The sequence below is a fragment of the Paenarthrobacter sp. NPDC092416 genome, assembly GCF_044755025.1.
Classification (GTDB): domain Bacteria; phylum Actinomycetota; class Actinomycetes; order Actinomycetales; family Micrococcaceae; genus Arthrobacter.
In genome coordinates, this window is sequence record NZ_JBIVQG010000001.1 from 122,251 (window position 1) to 140,410 (window position 18,160).

The window sequence follows — 18,160 nt, forward strand, 5'->3', positions numbered from 1 at the left end:
ATGAACAGCCCCTTCGCCGAGACGATCCTTAACGGTTCACTGCTGCTGGCTGTGCCCGTGGCACTGTTGGCAGGGCTGGTTTCGTTCCTTTCGCCATGCGTCCTTCCCCTCGTGCCCGGTTACTTGGGCTACGTGACCGGGCTGACCGGCGTCGACCTCCAGAAGCAGCGGCGCGGCCGCATGCTCGCCGGAATCGGTTTGTTCGTACTCGGGTTCTCCGTGATTTTCGTCCTCCTTGGCGGTGCATTCGGCCAGCTCGGCACGTTGCTGACCGGCCCGCAAAATGCCTGGATCACGCAATTGCTGGGTGTCCTGGTGATTGTCATGGGCATCGTTTTCATGGGCGGATTCGGTTGGCTCCAGCGTGACGCCAAGCTCCACGCCAAGCCTCCAGCCGGTCTGTGGGGCGCGCCGCTTCTGGGCCTGACGTTCGGTCTCGGCTGGGCGCCGTGCATCGGCCCCACCTACTCCGCAGTGCAGTTGCTGAGCATGTCCGGCGGATCCTCGGCGGCAAAAGGTGCGTTGCTGGCGTTTGTCTATAGCCTTGGCTTGGGCGTTCCCTTCCTCCTGATCGCGTTGGCGGTCCGCCGGGGGATGGGTGTCATGGCGTTCTTCCGGACGCACCGCCTGGCCATTCAGCGCATTGGCGGAGGCATCCTGATTTTGCTCGGCATCCTGATGGCCACCGGTGTGTGGGGCACCTGGGTGACCGAGTTGCAGTACTGGTTCCAAACCGATGTGAAGTTGCCGATCTGATGAGCGAGTCCGTGAAAGCCAAGAAGAAGAACGCCGCAGGCACTGACGCAGTCGAGGCTGCAGACCTGCCCGAACGCAACGCCGACGGCAGCGACGAGGGCAAAAGCAAGGTCAAGCAGGCCAAGGCCGAGGCAGCCCTTCCCGCGCTCGGTTTCAAGGACATGCTCCGGTGGTCGTGGACGCAGCTGACCAGCATGCGCACGGCCCTGTTCCTGCTGCTCCTGCTCGCGGTAGGCGCAGTGCCGGGCTCCTTGTTCCCGCAGCGGGCCGCGAATCCGGTAACGGTCACGGAGTGGATCAAGAACAACCCGGCGACCGGACCGTTCCTGGATGCCCTCCAGATGTTCGATGTCTACTCCTCGGCCTGGTTCTCCGCGATCTATATCCTGCTGTTCATTTCGCTGATTGGCTGTGTCACGCCGCGCGCGATCGCCCATTACAAGGCCATGAAGTCGCAGCCGCCGCGCACCCCCAAACGTCTTTCGCGCCTGCCGGAGTACGGCACGCTGGCACTGCCCGCCGACGCCGGGATCCCGGCGTCGAAGGCCATCAACGATGCCGCCGGGCTGCTCAAGAAGCGCGGCTACCGCGTTGAGGTCAGGGACGTCGACGGCGCCCTTCCGAACTTGGGTGCCGAGCGCGGCTTCCTGAAGGAAGTGGGCAACCTGGTGTTCCACACCGCGCTGATCGGTGTGCTGGTGTCCGTGGCCATCGGGGGCCTGTTCGGGTACAGCGGCCAGCGCATCCTGGTGGAAGGCGATACGTTCGTAAATACGTTGGTTGGCTACGACCAGTTCACACCGGGGACCAACTTCCAGAGCAGCTCATTGCAGCCTTACTCCATCCAATTGGACAAGTTTGAGGCCACGTTCGACCGCGAAACGAAAAGCAAGTTCGGCCAGCCGATCGACTACACCGCCGAGGTCACCACCAAGGAAACCCCGGATTCGCCGGCTGAGAAGCAAGTCCTGAAGGTCAACGACCCCATTTCGCTCGGCGGCACCAGCCTCTACCTCACCGGAAACGGCTACGCACCGGTGGTAACGGTCCGTGACGGCGAGGGCAACATCGCCTTCCAGGGTCCTGTGACGGCCAAGGTTCAGGGTGACAACTACTACTCGTCCGTGGTCATCAAGGTTCCGGACGGCAAGCCCGAACAGCTCGGTTTTGTGGGCTTCTTCCTGCCCACGGCGTTCGTCACTGACGAGGGAATCTCGTTCAGCGGCGATCCCGAGCTGATCAACCCGCAGCTGAGCCTCAACTCTTTCTACGGCGACCTTGGGCTGGACAAAGGCGTGCCGCAGAACGTCTTCGAACTGGACGTCAAGAACCTGAAGCAACTCAATGGCCGTGACCTGGAAGCGGGCGGCATCACGCTGGCTCCGGGTACCACAGCCACGCTTCCCGAGGGCAAGGGCAGTATCACCTTCGACGGCGTCAAGAAGTACGTGGGCATCGACATCCACCACAACCCCGGCCAGCTGTATGCACTGCTCTTCGGCCTCCTGGCAGTGGCCGGCCTGGTGACCTCGCTCTACATCAACCGCCGCCGCGTCTGGGTCCGCACCGGAACCCACGAGGACGGCCGAACCATGGTGGAATACGGCCTGTTGGCCCGCGGCGAAGACCACCGCCTGGCCGGTGAAGCCGCAGCACTGCGCGAACTCTTGGCCCGCGAATGGCGCATCTCCGGTGACCCCGACACAACCGACACCGTCTCTTCCTCAACCTCGAAGGACCAGTAATGCCCGCAATCAACGAAACCCTGGGCCAATACAGCGAGCTGTTCATGCTGTTGGCCGCCGGCACGTACACCGTGGCGTTCATCGCATTTGCCTGGGATCTGGCCAAGAGCAGCAAGACGTTCCACGCCCTCGACCTCAAGGCTGCGGCCGCCGCCGGCGCCGAAAAGGTCACCGTGGCCGCTGGCCGCGTTGGTGCGACGGTTGGCTTGGGAGGTCCCGACGCCGGTGGGCCGGCTGGCCGCGCCGAGCGCCCGACGTCGGGCCTCACCGTTGAGAGCGGCACAGCGGCAGGCGACATGAAGTACGCAGCCGAACGCCGTGTACCAGCCCGCGTTGCCGTGGCGCTGACAGTACTGGGCGTGTTGATCCACGGCGCAGGCGTCGTAACGCGTGCCTTGGGCGCGGGCCGTGTGCCGTGGGGCAACATGTACGAGTTCCTCACCACCGGCGCTTTCGTTGCAGTCGCTGTCTTCCTCATCACGCTGATCCGCCGTGACCTGCGCTTCCTGGGCACGTTCGTGCTCGGCCTGGCCATCATCATGCTGGTGGCTGCCTCCGTATCCTTCTGGACACCGGTGGGCCACCTGGTTCCTGCTCTGCAGAGCTACTGGCTCGTCATCCACGTATCCATTGCCGTGCTGTCCTCGGCTCTTTTCACTCTCACCTTCGCCATGTCCGCGCTGCAGTTGCTTCAGTCGTACCGGCAGAAGAACCTTGCCGCAGGCCGTGCGGACAACCTTGCCTTCATGCGGGTGGTACCCAACGCGCTGAGCCTGGAAAACCTGTCCTACCGCATCAACGCGATTGCCTTCATCGGCTGGACCTTCACGCTCATGTTCGGCGCCATCTGGGCCGAAAAGGCGTGGGGCAGGTTCTGGGGCTGGGATCCCAAGGAAGTGTGGACGTTCGTGATCTGGGTGGTCTATGCGGGCTACCTGCACGCCCGGGCGACGCGCGGTTGGACCGGAACGCGCGCAGCGTGGTTGTCGATTGTGGGCTACGCGTGCGTCATCATCAACTTCACGCTCGTGAACACGGTTTTCAACGGCCTGCACTCATACTCGGGGCTCTAAGCCGCTGAGGCCCCCGGGCCCTTGGTGACTCCAAGCCAGGGGCCGGCAGGGTGCATCCGCCCCCTAAGACCACGGCGTGCAGAGCCTCGATTGCGGCGAGGTCACCGTCAGGGGAGGCCTGCCTGATGGGGTTTCGGTAGCTGACGGCTGCCGGTTCCGCGGTCCATCAGCAGGCCGGCCCATGGTGGCCTACTTCAGTCCGTCGGTATCGTGGGGATCCGGCTCGCTGCGCTTGGCATCCCCGGACTCTGCGTCGGGCTGCTTGTTGAGCTTGCGTTCCTTGGCATCGAGCTCTTCCTTGAGCTTCTTGAGGCGGTCCGCTTCAGATTGGTTCCGGCGACGGGTTTCCAGGTTGCGGAGGAAATCGGGGTCGTCGTCCGGTGCAGTGGGGTGGCGATACGTGGGCTGGGCCTTGGGCTTGCCGTACGGCCGGCCGAAGATGAACCAGAGGACGGCGCCCAGCAGCGGCAGGAGGATCATCACGATGATCCACGCGGGCTTGGAAATGCCACGCGTTTCACGGCCATCAGTGCGGATCACGTCCACGAGGGCGTAGACGAAGATGACAAGGACTACGACGACGCCAACAACCCGGAGCATGCATCAAGTCTAGTCGCCGTTATGCTTTCGCTGGACGCCCGGAACAGGCCGTGATCAGAGTGCAACCATCCGGGCGGCTAAACTTGGATCGTGGCTTTCTTGAAGTATTCCCTGATCCGTTTGGCGCTGTTCGTGCCGTTGTTCGTGCTGTTCGCCTTTTTGGGCGTCGGCTGGATTCTGGCGGTGGTCTTCGCGGGGCTGATCGCGTTCGCCATCAGCTACCTCTTCTTCCAGAAGCAGCGCGACGCCGCCACTGCAGCCATGCGGGAGCGCTTCTCCGGTCGGGCCAAGCCCCTCCGGACGGCCGGTGAAGTTGAGGATGCCGCCGTGGAGGATGGTTTGGTGGACAACAACCCGGACATTGCGGTCAACAACGACAAGCGCCCTGGCACCGCCTAAACCCCCGGGATTCTGTACAGCAACGCCCCCCAAGAAGGTTTCTTGGGGGGCGTTGCTGTAAATAGGACTAGAAGCCGTGGCTCAGGACCAGGCCCAGCGAGAACAAAACGCTGTATCCGAGGTTGATCAGGCCGGTCTGCTTGAGGACCGGGATGAGGCTCTTGCGCTTCTTACCGTTGACCATGAGCCACGCGGGCATCAGGCAGGCCGGGATCAGCAGGAGCACGATCAGCATCCACGGCTTGGTCGGGGCAAGCACGATCACGAGCAGGATGGCAACGGCCAGCATGAGCACGTAGCTCTCGCGGGCATGGCGGTCGCCCAGGCGCACGGCCAAGGTCCGCTTACCGGCGACAGTATCGGTGGGAATGTCTCGGACATTGTTGGCCATCAGCAGGGCGCAGGCGATGAGTCCGGTGCCGATCGCACCAATGACCGCTGCCAGGCTGACCTGCCCGGCCTGCGTGTACGTGGTGCCGAGCGTGGCCACCAGTCCAAAGAACACGAAAACGAAGACGTCGCCCAAGCCCATGTAGCCGTAGGGGTTCTTGCCGCCCGTGTAACCCCAGGCAGCCAACACACAGCCGATGCCAACCAGGATCAGCCACCACGTTTGGGTGATGATCACCAGGATGAGTCCGAACACCATCGCGGCGCCAAACAGGGCGAACGCGGCCCACTTCACGTGCTCGGGCTTTGCGACGCCCGAACCCACCAGCCGCAACGGACCCACTCGTTCCTCGTCCGTGCCGCGGATGCCGTCGGAGTAGTCGTTGGCGTAGTTGACGCCTACTTGGAGGAGGAGCGCCACGAGGGCTGCCAGAATCGCGTTCGGCAGTCGGAAAGCCTGGAGCTCATACGCTGCCGCCGAACCGATCAGGACGGGCGCAATCGCCGCGGGCAGTGTGCGGAGCCGGGCTCCTTGAATCCATTGTGCAGCTGTCGCCACGTGCAGTACCTCGTGTGTTTCGCGTAGATCTAAAGTCAGAGTCGTCGTCCGGGAGAACTTGTCTATTGTCCCTGATGCAGGTTGGAAAGCAGTTCGATCATGGCCAGCCGGTCCGGTTTTCCGTTGGGGAGCAATATCAGCTGCACGTCCGCCAGCACCGTTTTGGGAGCCAGAGCCCCCAAGGCTGCTTCGCGACGGGCCGTGAAACCCTTGAGGCCTTCCGGGGTCGCGTCGTCGACAGCCACGTAGGCTGCCACAGCTTGGCCCCATTCGCGCGACGGGACGCCTGCCACGAAAGCCGCGGTGACGCCGTCGAGCGCTTCGAGCTTGTTTTGGATGTAAGCGGCGGAGGCTTTGACGCCGCCGGTGATGATGACGTCGTCGGCGCGGCCCAGCACGGTCAGCTTGCCGTCGGCGGAGAGTTCGCCGAGATCGCCGGTCACGTACCAGCGGACGCCGTCCTCTTCGAAGAACGCGTCCGGATCGCCATTGCTGAGGTAGCCGGCCGCCACGGTATCGCCACCCAGCAGGACGCGGCCCTCCAGCCGGCCCTCGCCGATCCGGACCTCGACGCCGTCCAGCGGCTCGCCGTCATACACGCACCCGCCGCAGGTTTCAGCGGAGCCGTAGGTGGTGACAACCTTAAGGCCCTCGGCGTGGGCGGCGGCCAGGAGTTCGGGCGACGCCGGTGCGCCGCCCAGGAGGATCGCGTTGAAGCGGCGCAGAACCGCGAGCGTCTCAGGCCCTGGGGAATCCAGGAGCCGCTGCAGCTGGGTGGGCACCAGCGACGTGAAACGGATCTTGTCCGTGAGTTCCTCAGCGGCGGCGGTGAAGGCCTCGGGAGTGAAACCGTTCGATTGGTCCATCACCCACGGACGCGTTCCGGCATAGAGCGAACGCACCAGTACCTGTACGCCGGCCACATACTGCAGGGGGAGCGCCAACAGCCACTGACCTTCGCCGCGCAGCGCCATGGCCGTCGCCACGGAAGAAGCCGCGAGGGCATCGACGGTGAGGACCGTCGCCTTGGGAGTACCGGTGGAACCGGACGTGCGGACCACCACTGCGGCATCCTCGACGCCGGTTTCCACCGGAACTGTGGTCGGTTCGCCGTCAGCGTCAACCACAATTTCGACGGCGGGACCCTCGCCGTGCAGGGCAGCGGCGAGTGCTTTCAGGACGAGATCGATGTTCAAGGAGGGGTCCTAGAAGTAGTAGGGGAAGTTGGACCAGTCGGGATCGCGTTTTTCGAGGAACGCTTCCTTGCCCTCCACGGCCTCGTCCGTCATGTATGCCAGACGCGTCGCCTCGCCGGCGAAGACCTGTTGCCCCGCCAGGCCGTCGTCGGCCAGGTTGAAGGCGAATTTGAGCATCCTTATGGCCTGCGGAGACTGTCGGGCGATGTCGGCCGCGTACTCAAGGGCAACCTCTTCGAGGCGCGCGTGGTCCACGGCCTCGTTGACGGCACCCATGCGGACCATGTCCTCGGCGGAGTATTCGCGGGCCAGGAAGAAGATCTCGCGCGCGGCTTTCTGCCCGATCTGGCGGGCCAGCAGCGCAGAGCCGTATCCGGCGTCGAAACTTCCCACTGTGGCGTCCGTCTGCTTGAACTTGCCGTGTTCGCGCGAGGCGATGGTGAGGTCGCTGACCACGTGCAGCGAGTGGCCGCCGCCGGCCGCCCAACCGTTGACGACTGCGATGACCACCTTGGGCATGGTGCGCATAAGCCGCTGGACTTCCAGGATGTGGAGCCTGCCGGCACGGGCGGGGTCGATCGTCTCCTGTGTGTCACCCTCGGCGTACCGGTAGCCATCGCGGCCCCGGATCCGCTGGTCGCCGCCCGAGCAGAACGAGTGCCCGCCGTCCTTCTCCGATGGGCCGTTGCCCGTGAGCAGGACCGTAGCCACATCCGGGGTCATTCGCGCGTGGTCCATGGCACGGTAGAGCTCGTCGACTGTGCCCGGGCGGAACGCGTTGCGGACCTCGGGCCGGTTGAACGCGATGCGGACTGTGGGGAGATCCTTGACGGTGGTGCCGTCAGCCGAACGCTCCACCTGCCGGTGATAGGTCATGTCCTGGAAGTCGCCGAAGCCGGAAACGGTGCGCCAGCGCGAGGGGTCAAAGACGTCGGAAACCTTGGCAGGTAGATCGTTGTTCACAGTCCGAGTGTAGTAATGGCCTCAGCTGATACAGAACTCGTTGCCTTCGGGGTCGGCCGTGGTGTGCCATTCATGGGTCCCCGGCTGGCAGTCCACAGGTTCCTCAACGAGGCGTTAGCTGAACAGCTCGGGCGGCACCGTATAGATCAGGACCACGGCCAGGAGGTTCTTGGTGGCGTGCACGAAGTAGGAGAACATCAGGTTTTTCCCCGTCCACACGTACACCGCGACGAGAACGATCGCCATCCCGAGGTATGGCGCCAAGGCGGACAGCTCGAGCCCTTCGCGGCCCACCACATGGATGGAAGCGAAGACCACCACGGACAGGACGCAGCAGATCCAGATATTGACGTGCTGCGATAGTTTGCCGATCAAGAGATGCCGGAAGAGGTATTCCTCCACGAACGGTCCCAGAACCACCAACAACGGAATCATCAGCCACGCGGGTACCTGCTGCAGGAGTCCTTGGATGCCGAGCTGGTTTTCCGAGCTCTGCGCTGTGCCCAGCGCCGCCACGAAGATCGCGGTGATCACCAGCATGACAACCACGGCCAGCGGCACCATGACCAACGTGAACCACGGGCGCGTGCCTAGGATCCGGAGATCCCGGCCCACCACGCGTCGGGCGGACACGATGGCGAATATCCCGACGGCGGCATAAAAGGCTGCGTTGACGGCATACGAGGCTGTGGCCGGCTCGGGAAAAATCCGGAGCATGAGCTGTTCAATCGATTCGCCCGCCACAGTGAAGTACACGGTGAACCCGAGGTAGGCGGCTACGGCTGCGGCGTCGAGGGCATTGAAGCGGTAGAGCTTTGCGTGCGTCGAAATGATGCCCATGTGACCAGCCTAGCTTTGCGGTACGGGCCTCGCGTGGATAAAATGTTCGGCATGCCTAACTTTTCGTTTCGGCGCGCCAAAGACGTCCGCCGTTTCGCCGCCATCCTTGCCATCATCGCCCTTGCCCTCGGAGCATCAGCTTGCGGTGGCAACACCGCCGCCGGAAGTGATGACAAGCCCGTTGTCCTGACCACGTTTACTGTTCTGGCTGATGTGGCCAAAAACGTGGCAGGGGACAAGCTGCGGGTGGAGTCCATTACGAAGGCCGGGGCCGAGATCCACGGCTATGAGCCCACTCCGGGGGATATCCGTAAGGCCGCCCAAGCCGATCTGATTCTGGATAACGGCCTGAATTTGGAGGCCTGGTTCGCGCAGTTCGTGGAGGGCCTGGATGTCCCGCACGCTGTGGTGAGTGAGGGCGTGGAGGTCATGCCGATCGCCGAGGACTCGTACCAAGGCAAGCCGAACCCGCATGCGTGGATGTCCCCGAGCAACGTGCAGATCTATGCGAACAACATGGCCAAGGCTTTCGCCAAGCTGGACCCGGCCCATGCTGCGGAGTTCGAGGCGAATGCCAAGGCGTACAACGCCGAGCTTCAGACAGTCCAGGACGAGATGGTATCCAAGCTGTCGGTCCTGCCGCAGAACCACCGGGCGTTGGTGACGTGCGAGGGCGCTTTCTCCTACCTTGCCCGCGATGCCGGCCTGAAAGAGGTCTACATCTGGGCGGTGAACGCTGAACAGCAGGCCACCCCGCAGCAGATTGCGCGGGCCATCGAGTTCGTCAAGGACAACCAGGTCCCGGCAGTGTTCTGTGAGTCCACGGTCTCCGATGCGCCCATGCAGCAGGTTGTCGGTGCCACCGGGGCGAAGTTCGGTGGGGTGTTGTATGTCGATTCGCTCTCCGAGGCTGATGGCCCGGTCCCTACGTACCTGGACTTGATGCGCCATGATGCGAAGACCATCACCACGGCCCTGACAGGAAGCGCATCATGAGCACCCCCGCAATTGTCGTTGAGAATGTCACGGTCCACTACGGCGAGGTCCTGGCCTTGGATTCAGCCTCGCTGAGCCTGGACCACTCCCGGATCTGTGGGTTGGTGGGCATGAACGGCTCGGGCAAGTCCACGCTGTTCAAGGCCATCATGGGCATGGTGAAACCCGACTCCGGGCGGGTCCTGATCAATGGGCATCCGCCGGTGAAGAGCCGCAAGGAAGCCGGCATCGGGTACGTTCCGCAGAGCGAGGATGTGGACTGGGCGTTCCCGCTCTCGGTCCGTGACGTGGTGATGATGGGCCGTTACGGGCAGTTGGGCTTCACCCGGCGTCCCCGGAAAGCGGACCGCGAAGCCGTGGACCACGCCCTTGAACGGGTGGAGCTGAGCGAGTTCGCCGATCGCCAGATCGGCCAGCTTTCAGGCGGCCAGAAGAAGCGAGCGTTCGTGGCCCGCGGCATTGCCCAAGGCGCCACGATGATGTTGCTGGATGAACCGTTCGCAGGGGTGGATAAGCGCTCCGAAGCCACGATTACACGCCTGTTACGCGAACTCGCGGGCGACGGCGCCACGATCCTGATCTCCACGCACGATCTGCACGCGCTCCCGCAGTTGTGCGACGAAGCGGTGCTGTTGATGCGCAAAGTCTTGATGCATGGCAGCCCGGACGTGGTGCTGCAACCGGAAAACCTTGCCATGGCCTTCGGCCTCGACGTCATGAACAGGGGCTAAGCGCCATGGAATTCCTGCTTGAACCACTCACCTACGACTTCATGGTCCGTGCCCTGGCCACCACCGCGATCGCCGCAGTGGTCTGTGCCGTGCTCAGTTGCTGGCTCGTCCTGATCGGTTGGTCCCTCATGGGCGACGCCGTCTCGCACGCCGTGCTGCCCGGCGTCGTGCTCGCGTACATTGTTGGCGCGCCGTTCGCACTCGGTGCGTTGGTGTTCGCGCTGATCGCGGTGACGCTGATCGGCGTGGTGCGCAACACGAGCCGGGTGAAAGAGGACGCCGCGATCGGGATCGTGTTCACCTCGCTGTTCGCGCTCGGGTTGGTCCTGATTTCGGTAACCCCGAGCCAGACCGACCTGAACCACATCATCTTCGGCAACCTGCTCGGCGTGAGCGTCCCGGACCTCATCCAAGTAGTGATCCTCGGCGTGGTGGCCTTCGCGATCCTGATCGTCAAACGCCGAGACCTGACCCTCTATGCCTTTGATCCCACGCACGCCCACGCGATCGGTCTCTCCCCGAAACGGCTCGGCGCCTTGCTCCTGGGTCTGCTCGCACTGACCTCCGTGGTGGCCCTGCAGACCGTGGGCGTGGTGCTCGTAGTCGCCATGCTGATCATCCCCGGCGCCACCGCGTACCTGCTCACGGACCGTTTCTCCCGGATGCTGCTCATCGCCCCCATCATCTCCGTGGTGTGCTCGGTGACAGGCATCTACCTGAGCTACTACCTGGACACCGCCTCGGGAGCCATGGTGGTAGTCACCCAAGGCGCCGTGTTCGCCGTCGTGTATCTCTTCAGCCCCCGGCAGGGCCTGATCGGCACCCGCCTGGCAAAAGCCCGCCGGAAGCGGGCCATCGTTACGGTCTAGCAGTGGTCCTGCCCGGCACATGGTGCCATTGGTGGCGTCCCGGCTTGACTCGAACGCCCAGGCCGGGCAGGCTGGACCGATGAAGTCTTGAGTCGCAGCCCATCTTTCGGCTGCATCCCCAGTACCCATCGGCCTTTGCCACACACTGCGGACCCCGAGGACTCCTCTTGACTGACCACCTTTACCTTTCCGGCGTTTCCCATGGCTACGGGGACCGCGAACTTTTTCATGCCGTTGACCTGGTCATCGACCACGGCGAGCACGTGGCAATCGTCGGCGAAAACGGGGCCGGGAAGTCTACCCTGCTGCGCTTACTGGCAGGACTTGAAACGCCCGACGACGGCACCGCGGGTTTGCTGGGGAATACCGGCTACCGCGTTGGTCACCTCGCCCAGACCCACGGCTTCCCGGAGTCGCTGACCGTCGGCCAGGCGATCGACTCTTCCCTGAGTGCCTTGCGCGCGTTGGAAGCCCGGATCCTCGAGCTTGAACGGGACCTGGCGGATGCGGACACCGATGAACTGGAGCTCTACGGAAGCCTGCAAACCCAGTATCAACTCCGCGAGGGCTACGCTGCCGAATCCCGGGTGGAAGCCGCCCTGGACCGGCTGGGGCTGGGAGGCTTGGACCGGCGTCGAGCGCTTGGATCCCTGTCCGGAGGCGAGCAGGAGCGCGTGGCGCTTGCCTGCCTGCTCGCGGACCCTGCCGACGCGCTGCTGCTGGACGAACCTACCAACCATCTGGACGCCAGTGGCACGGCATGGCTGGAGTCACGGCTGGCCGCCCACCGCGGGACCGTGGTGGTGGTCTCACACGATCGCGTGCTGCTGCGGAAAGTGGCCAGCACTGTGATGGAAGTCGACGCCGACCGCCGCACCGTCAACCGCTATGGCAACGGGTACGACGGCTACCTCCGCGACAAAGCCGCAGAGCGGGCACGCTGGGTGCAGCAGTACCAGGAGTGGCTCGACTCCATGGCTGCCGAACGGCTGCAGGCCGCCACGGTCTCCGGCACCATGGGGTACGGCCGTGTGCGCGACAATGACAAATTCGCCGCCGGCTTCAAGAAGGGCACGTGGCAGCGTGCCGCCACCAGCAAAGTACGCAACGCACAGGAACGGCTGAGGCGGCTGGAGGAGAACCCGGTGGATCGGCCTCCTGTGCCGCTGAAATTGGCGGCTCCGCTGGGGCTTGAGGCTGCAGATTCTGAGTCGAAGTCGGCGCCCGCGATGGAAGCACGCGGCGTCAGCGTGCCAGGGCGCCTCAAACCAACGGACCTGCGGGTGGAAGCCGGGGAGAAGGTGTTGATCACTGGTCCCAACGGGGCAGGCAAGTCCACGTTGCTCTCCGTCCTGGCTGGAACGCTGGAAGCTGATGCCGGAACCGTGGCAGTGCAGGGCAAAGTGGGGTACCTGAAACAGGAGCTGGATGTGCCGGCTCGTCCCGGGCTCCGGTTGTTGCCCGCGTTCGCTGCCGGGTTGGGCGGGAACATTGACGAACATGCCGAGGGCCTCTTGCGTCTGGGGCTGTTCCGCCCGGCCGAGTTTCACGTGCCCGTGGGCGGCCTGTCGGCCGGCCAACAACGCCGCCTCGCACTCGCACGACTCCTGTTGGGTGGCTTCGAGACCATGATCGTGGACGAACCCACCAACCATCTGGCGCCCGTGCTGGTGGAACAGCTGGAAGCTGCGCTCGCCGACTTCGCAGGGACCCTGGTGATCGTGAGCCATGACCGTGCACTGGGGGAGTGGTTTGATCGCTGTGCCGGTGCTGCCTTTGCCGGGACATGGGTCCGGTACGGCATGCAGGGCGGCGAGTTGCTCTAAGACTCACGGGATTCCGGCCTGGGTGAGTTGTTCGCAAAGCGATCGTTACGCCCTGTCCTGCGGTCGGAAACACGGTGCAGCGTGTCCTGAAACAACGGCGGAGCACCATGGGAGGAAGCCGGCTGAAAGGACTTGTCCCGTGATCACCAAGAATCTCTTCCTGCAGGGCATCTACCATTTCGAAGGTACCGGGCTGGAGAAGCCGGTTCCCATCCACAGCGAGCTCTCGCACTTTGTCCCGGACGGCGTGGTCAACCAGACGCTGTACTTCCGTGGCGGTAACTCGAGCCCTGAGCTGATCACTGTTGTCCTCATGCGCGACGGCGTGCCCATGCGGTACTTCCCCATCGGTGCCAAGGGTGACGTGCATGTGCCGCTCAGGGTGGTCGAAGACATTGACGGCGGTTCGGTGATCGAGCTGTTCATCGTGGCAGCCGCGGGCGTTCGGGGATCTGTCGTGGTGGACCTTGGCATGGTGGAGCACTGATGACCAGCGTGCTGGACCGCGTCCCAGGGTCACCACGGGCCGGGGCTGCGCTGCGGAAGCTCGTGGTGATCGGCAATGGCATGGCCGGCGCCCGGGCTGTGGAGGAGATCTTGTCCCGGGGAGGCGCCGAGCAGTTCTCCATCACGATGTTCGGCGACGAACCCTATGGAAACTACAACCGGATCATGCTCAGCCACGTACTCTCCGGCGAGGAAAGCGATGCGGATATCTTCCTCAACGCACTGCCGTGGTACCAGGAAAACAACATCACCCTGCACGCCGGGGTCCGCGTGGAGCGGGTAGACAAGTTCAGCAGGCACGTCTTCGCCAGCGATGGCCGGGTGGTGCCATACGACGTCCTGATCATCGCGACAGGCAGCCGCTCCTTCCTGCCACCCATGGATGGCCTCTACACGCCCAGCGGCTCGGTCCGGCACGGCATCTTCACCTTCCGGACCATGGACGATACCCGCAAAATGGTTCAGTTCGCCCAAGAAGATCACCACCGCCGGGCCGTTGTGATCGGCGGCGGGCTGCTCGGGTTGGAGGCGGCCCGGGGGCTCCAGGCCTATGGTCTTGATGTTGCTGTGGTCCACTCCGGCGGTCACCTCATGAGTGCACAAATGGGGCCCGACGGCGGTGCAATACTGCGGCGCAGCGTTGAGGCGCTGGGCATCGAAGTGCACACGGGAAGCCGCACCACCGCGATCCTGGGCAAGGACCGGATCACTGGAGTGAGCCTGCGGGACAAACCCGACCTCGACTGCGACATGGTGGTGGTCACCGCAGGCATCAGGCCCAACGTGGATGTCGCCGTCGTGAGCGGTTTGGCCGTGGAACGGGCCATCGTGGTGGATGACCACCTGCGGGTCATGGACGAAGAGGACATCTACGCGGTGGGCGAGTGCGTCCAGCACCGGGGTGAGGTGTACGGGCTCGTGGCGCCGTTGTGGGAGCAAGCTGCCGTGTTGGCCGACCAGGTCACGGGCATGGATCGTTCGTCGGTCTATCTCGGTTCCCGGACCGCCACCAAACTGAAGGTGGCCGGCGTCGACGTCGCTTCGATGGGCCTGCACGGGCCGGAACGGGACACGGACGAGCACATTGTGTTCTCGGAGCCCAGCCGCGGCGTGTTCAAATCGATCGTCATCCGCGACAACAAGATGGTTGGTGCCACGCTGTTGGGCGATAGCCGCAAAGTGGCCTACCTGACCCAGGCATTCGACCAAGGGTTGCCGCTCCCTGAAGAGCGGCTCTCCCTGATGTTCGATCTCGGTTCGCCGGGAGAGGATGAGAGTGTTTCCGAGCTGGCGGACTCGGCGCAGATTTGTAACTGCAACGGCGTTTCCAAGGGGGCGCTCGTCGCGGCGGTTGAGGGCGGGTGCCGTTCCGTTGCGGCTGCGATGGAAGCGACCCGGGCCGGCAAGGGCTGCGGTTCGTGCAAGCTGCTTGTCACGCAAGTGGTGGAGTGGGCTGCCGGCGGGGCCGTGGAGGAGGACCCGGCGGCGAGCTACTACGTGCCAGGTATTCCTTTGGACAAGGCTTCGTTGATGTCCCGGATACGGGAGCTCGGGCTGCGGTCCGTGTCCCAAGTGTTTGCCGCGTTGGCTCCCGGGAGCGTCGAGGACGCCAAATCCAAGATGGGACTGGCCTCCCTGATGAAGATGATGCTGGCGGAGGAGTACATCGATGAGCGTGACGCCCGCTTCATCAATGACCGCGTGCACGCCAATATCCAACGGGACGGGACGTTCTCCGTGGTTCCGCAGATGAAGGGCGGGGTGACCTCCGTGCAGCAGCTCCGCCGAATTGCCGACGTCGCGGAGAAACACAACATCCCCATGATCAAACTGACGGGCGGGCAACGGATCGACCTTTTGGGCGTTCCGAAGGAAGATCTGCCACAAGTGTGGGCCGACCTGGACATGCCCTCGGGGTATGCGTATGGCAAGAGTTTCCGCACGGTCAAGACCTGTGTAGGGAAGGACTACTGCCGCTTCGGGACCGGCGATTCCACTGGGCTCGGCATCGGGCTGGAGTCCCGGTTCCAAGGAATTGAGTCACCGGCAAAGCTGAAACTCGCGGTCTCCGGTTGTCCCAGAAACTGTGCCGAGTCTTTGGTGAAGGACGTTGGGGTCGTGGCGGTGGAGGGCGGCCGCTGGGAGATCTACATTGGGGGAGCGGCCGGCGCCCACATCCGTAAGGGCGATCTGCTGGTCACGGTGGATACGCCCGAGGAAGTCACGCTCCTGGCGGGTCGTTTCATGCAGTACTACCGGGAAAACGCGAACTGGTTGGAGCGGACGTATGCGTTTGTTCCCCGGGTGGGGATTGACCGCATCCGCAGCGTGATCCTGGACGACTCCGAAGGTATCGCCGGCCGCCTGGATGACGCCATGCAGGCGTCCGTGGACAGCTACGTGGATCCGTGGAGCGAACGGGATGATCCACTCACCCCTGGCCAATTCCGCACCTCACTGCCGCTGACGGTCCTGCCCCAGGTGCCGGTCCGATGAACGGGGGTGCCGGTTCGATGAATAATCCGCGTGTGCTGGGCCCGGTGGAGCAAATTCCGTTCGGCGAAGGCCGGGCCTTCGGGATCGACGGCGAGCAGGTTGCCGTGTTCCGGCTCCGGGACGGGACGCTGCGGGCACTCTCCGCGGTTTGCCCCCACAAAGGCGGGCCGATTGCGGACGGAACCATCGACCAATCCGTGGTCATGTGCCCACTGCACCAGAACTCGTTTGAACTGGACACCGGGTGCTCCACCACGGGTGGGAAACCCCTGCGGACGTACAAAGTCTTCGCAGATGAGAGCCGGAATATCGTCCTGATCTCCTAAAGCAACGCGGGGTCACTTACGGCCCATTCCAGGGGGAAACATGGGCCGTAAGTGACCTCGCGTTGCTCTGGTGAAGGGGCTCGTTGTTGCCTGCGTCACGGGCATTCCCGTTAATCCCGTAAGATAGACGGGTTGCGCGAACCTTCGGCGTTCTGCGTTCTTTGTCACACTTCGACGTCCTCCAACGGGGAAAGCTCGAATTTTGTGTGGCCAAGACGCCCATGTTCCGGCATAGGCGTAAACACCTACAGCAATACCCCAACCCACAAGGAACAGCTGTGCCGCAAAGTACCCCCACAGATCTCCAGAACCCCACGGCCCCATCCACCGCCGTCGGCTCCACCCTCAGCGCCGAGGGTTACCAGAAGACCCTGAGCCGGCGCCACGTCACCATGATCGCCATGGGCGGCGCTATCGGCGTCGGCCTGTTCATGGGCGCCGGTGGCCGCTTGGCCTCCACCGGTCCGGCCCTGATTTTCTCCTACGCAATCGCCGGCGTCATCGCTTACCTGCTGATGCGCGCCCTCGGCGAACTGATCATGTACCGCCAGACCTCGGGCTCGTTCGTGAGCTACGCCGGTGAAATGTTCGGCAAAAAGGGCGCCTTCCTGTCCGGCTGGATGTACTTCATCAACTGGGCCATGACGGGCATCGCCGAACTCATCGCGATCGGCCTGTACTTCCAATTCTTCTTCCCCAACGTTCCCGTGGAACTGTCCGCCATCGCCGCGCTGGTGCTGCTGGTGGCCGTAAACCTGTTCAGCGTCAAGGCGTTCGGCGAGTTCGAATTCTGGGCTTCCTGCCTCAAGGTCGCGGCAATCGTGATCTTCCTGGCCGTGGGTACCTTCATGGTTGTCACCAACGCCCAGGTAGGTACCGGCCACGCTTCCGTGGGCAACCTGTTCCACGACGACGGCGGCATGTTCCCCAAGGGCGGCCTGGTGATGATCCTGGTCCTCAACGCCGTGATCTTCGCCTACAACGCCATCGAACTCGTCGGCATTACCGCTGGTGAGATGCAGAACCCGGAACGTGAAGTTCCCAAGGCGATCCGCGCCGTCGTGGTTCGTATCGTTGTCTTCTACGTCGGTTCCGTGATGCTCCTCGCGATGCTGCTGCCGTCCGATCAGTACGTGGCAGGCACCTCGCCGTTCGTTACCGTCTTCGGCCAGATGGGCCTCGGCTGGATGGGCGACGTCATGAACATGATCGTCATCACCGCCGCACTGTCCTCCTGCAACTCGGGGCTGTACTCGATCGGCCGTATCTTCCGCACCATGGCCAACAACGGCCACGCACCCCAGTGGCTCACCAAGATGTCCACACGCCACGTGCCGTACGCGGCAATCCTGGCCATCGGCGCTGTCTACCTGGTGGGCATCCTCCTGAACATCTGGCTGGGTGGCTCGCACGCGTTCGACCTCGCGCTGAACACGGCCTCCATCGGCGTGATCTTTACGTGGGGCTCCATCTTCGCGAGCCAGATTGCCCTGCGGAAGAAGCGCGGCAACGTCTCCAGCCTGCCCATGCCCGGCTCGCCGTGGACCAGCTGGTTGGGCCTCATTGCGCTGCTGGCCATTACCGTGTTGATCGGCTTCGACACCATGACGGACAAGGCAACCGGCGAGGTCTTCCTGCTGGGTCTCTGGACCCTGGCGACCATCCCGTTCTTCGCCCTGGTCCTGTGGCTCGGCTGGCAGAAGGTCAAGAACAACGAGCCGAAGAGCGAGCTGTTCAGCTAAGTCTCTCTTACCAACGCTCGACGGCGGGTGCCTCCTTTCCGGGGGCACCCGCCGTTCGCGTTGTGGGGCCTGGCGTGCGTCCCATTCGGTGTGGTGGGCGCGCAGAACGGGCCCCACAATGCGGGTCAGTTGGGACTGTCAGGGGT

Annotated in this window: 17 protein-coding genes and 1 pseudogene; 12 read left to right on the top strand and 6 right to left on the bottom strand. The window is 63.7% G+C overall.

What is annotated here, in order from left to right:
* The 3 genes from ACIQC5_RS00550 to ccsB are packed head-to-tail and all read left to right on the top strand — an operon-like array spanning position 1 to position 3,574.
* Complete coding sequence (locus ACIQC5_RS00550; RefSeq protein WP_400277658.1) at positions 1–756, top strand: cytochrome c biogenesis CcdA family protein; 756 nt, start codon at positions 1–3, stop codon at positions 754–756.
* Positions 756–2,501: a cytochrome c biogenesis protein ResB gene (locus ACIQC5_RS00555; protein ID WP_400277660.1), complete on the top strand. Its 1,746-nt coding sequence runs from the start codon at positions 756–758 to the stop codon at positions 2,499–2,501. Before ACIQC5_RS00550 ends, ACIQC5_RS00555 begins: the two co-directional genes overlap by 1 nt.
* On the top strand, positions 2,501–3,574 hold the full coding sequence (gene ccsB / locus ACIQC5_RS00560; RefSeq protein WP_400277661.1) for a c-type cytochrome biogenesis protein CcsB: 1,074 nt from the start codon (positions 2,501–2,503) through the stop codon (positions 3,572–3,574). Before ACIQC5_RS00555 ends, ccsB begins: the two co-directional genes overlap by 1 nt.
* Positions 3,575–3,763: 189 nt before the next feature.
* On the opposite strand, the gene ACIQC5_RS00565 is transcribed toward ccsB, so the two are convergent.
* Positions 3,764–4,174, bottom strand: a complete 411-nt coding sequence (locus tag ACIQC5_RS00565; protein WP_400277663.1) for a PLD nuclease N-terminal domain-containing protein — start codon at positions 4,172–4,174, stop codon at positions 3,764–3,766.
* Positions 4,175–4,261: 87 nt separating this feature from the next.
* On the opposite strand from ACIQC5_RS00565, the gene ACIQC5_RS00570 reads away from it, so the two are divergent.
* Complete coding sequence (locus ACIQC5_RS00570; RefSeq protein WP_400278664.1) at positions 4,262–4,573, top strand: DUF4229 domain-containing protein; 312 nt, start codon at positions 4,262–4,264, stop codon at positions 4,571–4,573.
* A 67-nt stretch (positions 4,574–4,640) separates the two neighbouring features.
* Here ACIQC5_RS00570 and ACIQC5_RS00575 read toward each other — a convergent pair whose 3' ends face one another.
* From ACIQC5_RS00575 to ACIQC5_RS00595, 5 genes and pseudogenes are all read right to left on the bottom strand, one after another.
* Complete coding sequence (locus ACIQC5_RS00575) at positions 4,641–5,522, bottom strand: 1,4-dihydroxy-2-naphthoate polyprenyltransferase (protein WP_400277664.1); 882 nt, start codon at positions 5,520–5,522, stop codon at positions 4,641–4,643.
* 62 nt (positions 5,523–5,584) lie between these two features.
* Positions 5,585–6,718, bottom strand: a complete 1,134-nt coding sequence (locus tag ACIQC5_RS00580; RefSeq protein ID WP_400277665.1) for an AMP-binding protein — start codon at positions 6,716–6,718, stop codon at positions 5,585–5,587.
* Positions 6,719–6,727: 9 nt separating this feature from the next.
* The gene (locus tag ACIQC5_RS00585) at positions 6,728–7,681 is read right to left on the bottom strand and encodes a 1,4-dihydroxy-2-naphthoyl-CoA synthase (protein ID WP_400277666.1); all 954 of its coding nucleotides are present in this window, start codon (positions 7,679–7,681) and stop codon (positions 6,728–6,730) included.
* Positions 7,682–7,702: 21 nt separating this feature from the next.
* Positions 7,703–7,779 (bottom strand): annotated as a pseudogene (locus ACIQC5_RS00590) (VOC family protein); the annotation flags it as partial.
* Positions 7,780–7,795: 16 nt separating this feature from the next.
* Positions 7,796–8,521 (bottom strand): lysostaphin resistance A-like protein, encoded by a 726-nt coding sequence (locus tag ACIQC5_RS00595; protein ID WP_400277668.1) that lies wholly within the window; start codon positions 8,519–8,521, stop codon positions 7,796–7,798.
* Positions 8,522–8,572: 51 nt separating this feature from the next.
* Here ACIQC5_RS00595 and ACIQC5_RS00600 point away from each other — a divergent pair, with 51 nt between their 5' ends.
* The 8 genes from ACIQC5_RS00600 (at position 8,573) to ACIQC5_RS00635 (ending at position 18,014) form a co-directional block, all read left to right on the top strand.
* The gene (locus ACIQC5_RS00600; RefSeq protein ID WP_400277669.1) at positions 8,573–9,517 is read left to right on the top strand and encodes a metal ABC transporter substrate-binding protein; all 945 of its coding nucleotides are present in this window, start codon (positions 8,573–8,575) and stop codon (positions 9,515–9,517) included.
* Positions 9,514–10,248: a metal ABC transporter ATP-binding protein gene (locus ACIQC5_RS00605; RefSeq protein ID WP_400277670.1), complete on the top strand. Its 735-nt coding sequence runs from the start codon at positions 9,514–9,516 to the stop codon at positions 10,246–10,248. Before ACIQC5_RS00600 ends, ACIQC5_RS00605 begins: the two co-directional genes overlap by 4 nt.
* Positions 10,249–10,253: 5 nt before the next feature.
* Entirely contained in the window at positions 10,254–11,117 is an 864-nt protein-coding gene (locus tag ACIQC5_RS00610; RefSeq protein ID WP_400277672.1) for a metal ABC transporter permease, read from the top strand.
* A 167-nt stretch (positions 11,118–11,284) separates the two neighbouring features.
* Entirely contained in the window at positions 11,285–12,943 is a 1,659-nt protein-coding gene (locus ACIQC5_RS00615) for an ABC-F family ATP-binding cassette domain-containing protein (protein ID WP_400277673.1), read from the top strand.
* A 139-nt stretch (positions 12,944–13,082) separates the two neighbouring features.
* Positions 13,083–13,430 (top strand): molybdopterin oxidoreductase, encoded by a 348-nt coding sequence (locus ACIQC5_RS00620; RefSeq protein WP_400277674.1) that lies wholly within the window; start codon positions 13,083–13,085, stop codon positions 13,428–13,430.
* A complete protein-coding gene (gene nirB, locus ACIQC5_RS00625; RefSeq protein ID WP_400277675.1) occupies positions 13,430–15,946 on the top strand; it encodes a nitrite reductase large subunit NirB in 2,517 nt (838 codons plus the stop codon). Before ACIQC5_RS00620 ends, nirB begins: the two co-directional genes overlap by 1 nt.
* A gap of 17 nt (positions 15,947–15,963) precedes the next feature.
* Positions 15,964–16,272, top strand: a complete 309-nt coding sequence (locus ACIQC5_RS00630; RefSeq protein ID WP_400277677.1) for a Rieske (2Fe-2S) protein — start codon at positions 15,964–15,966, stop codon at positions 16,270–16,272.
* A gap of 278 nt (positions 16,273–16,550) precedes the next feature.
* A complete protein-coding gene (locus tag ACIQC5_RS00635) occupies positions 16,551–18,014 on the top strand; it encodes an amino acid permease (RefSeq protein WP_400277679.1) in 1,464 nt (487 codons plus the stop codon).
* Positions 18,015–18,160 lie beyond the last annotated feature (146 nt).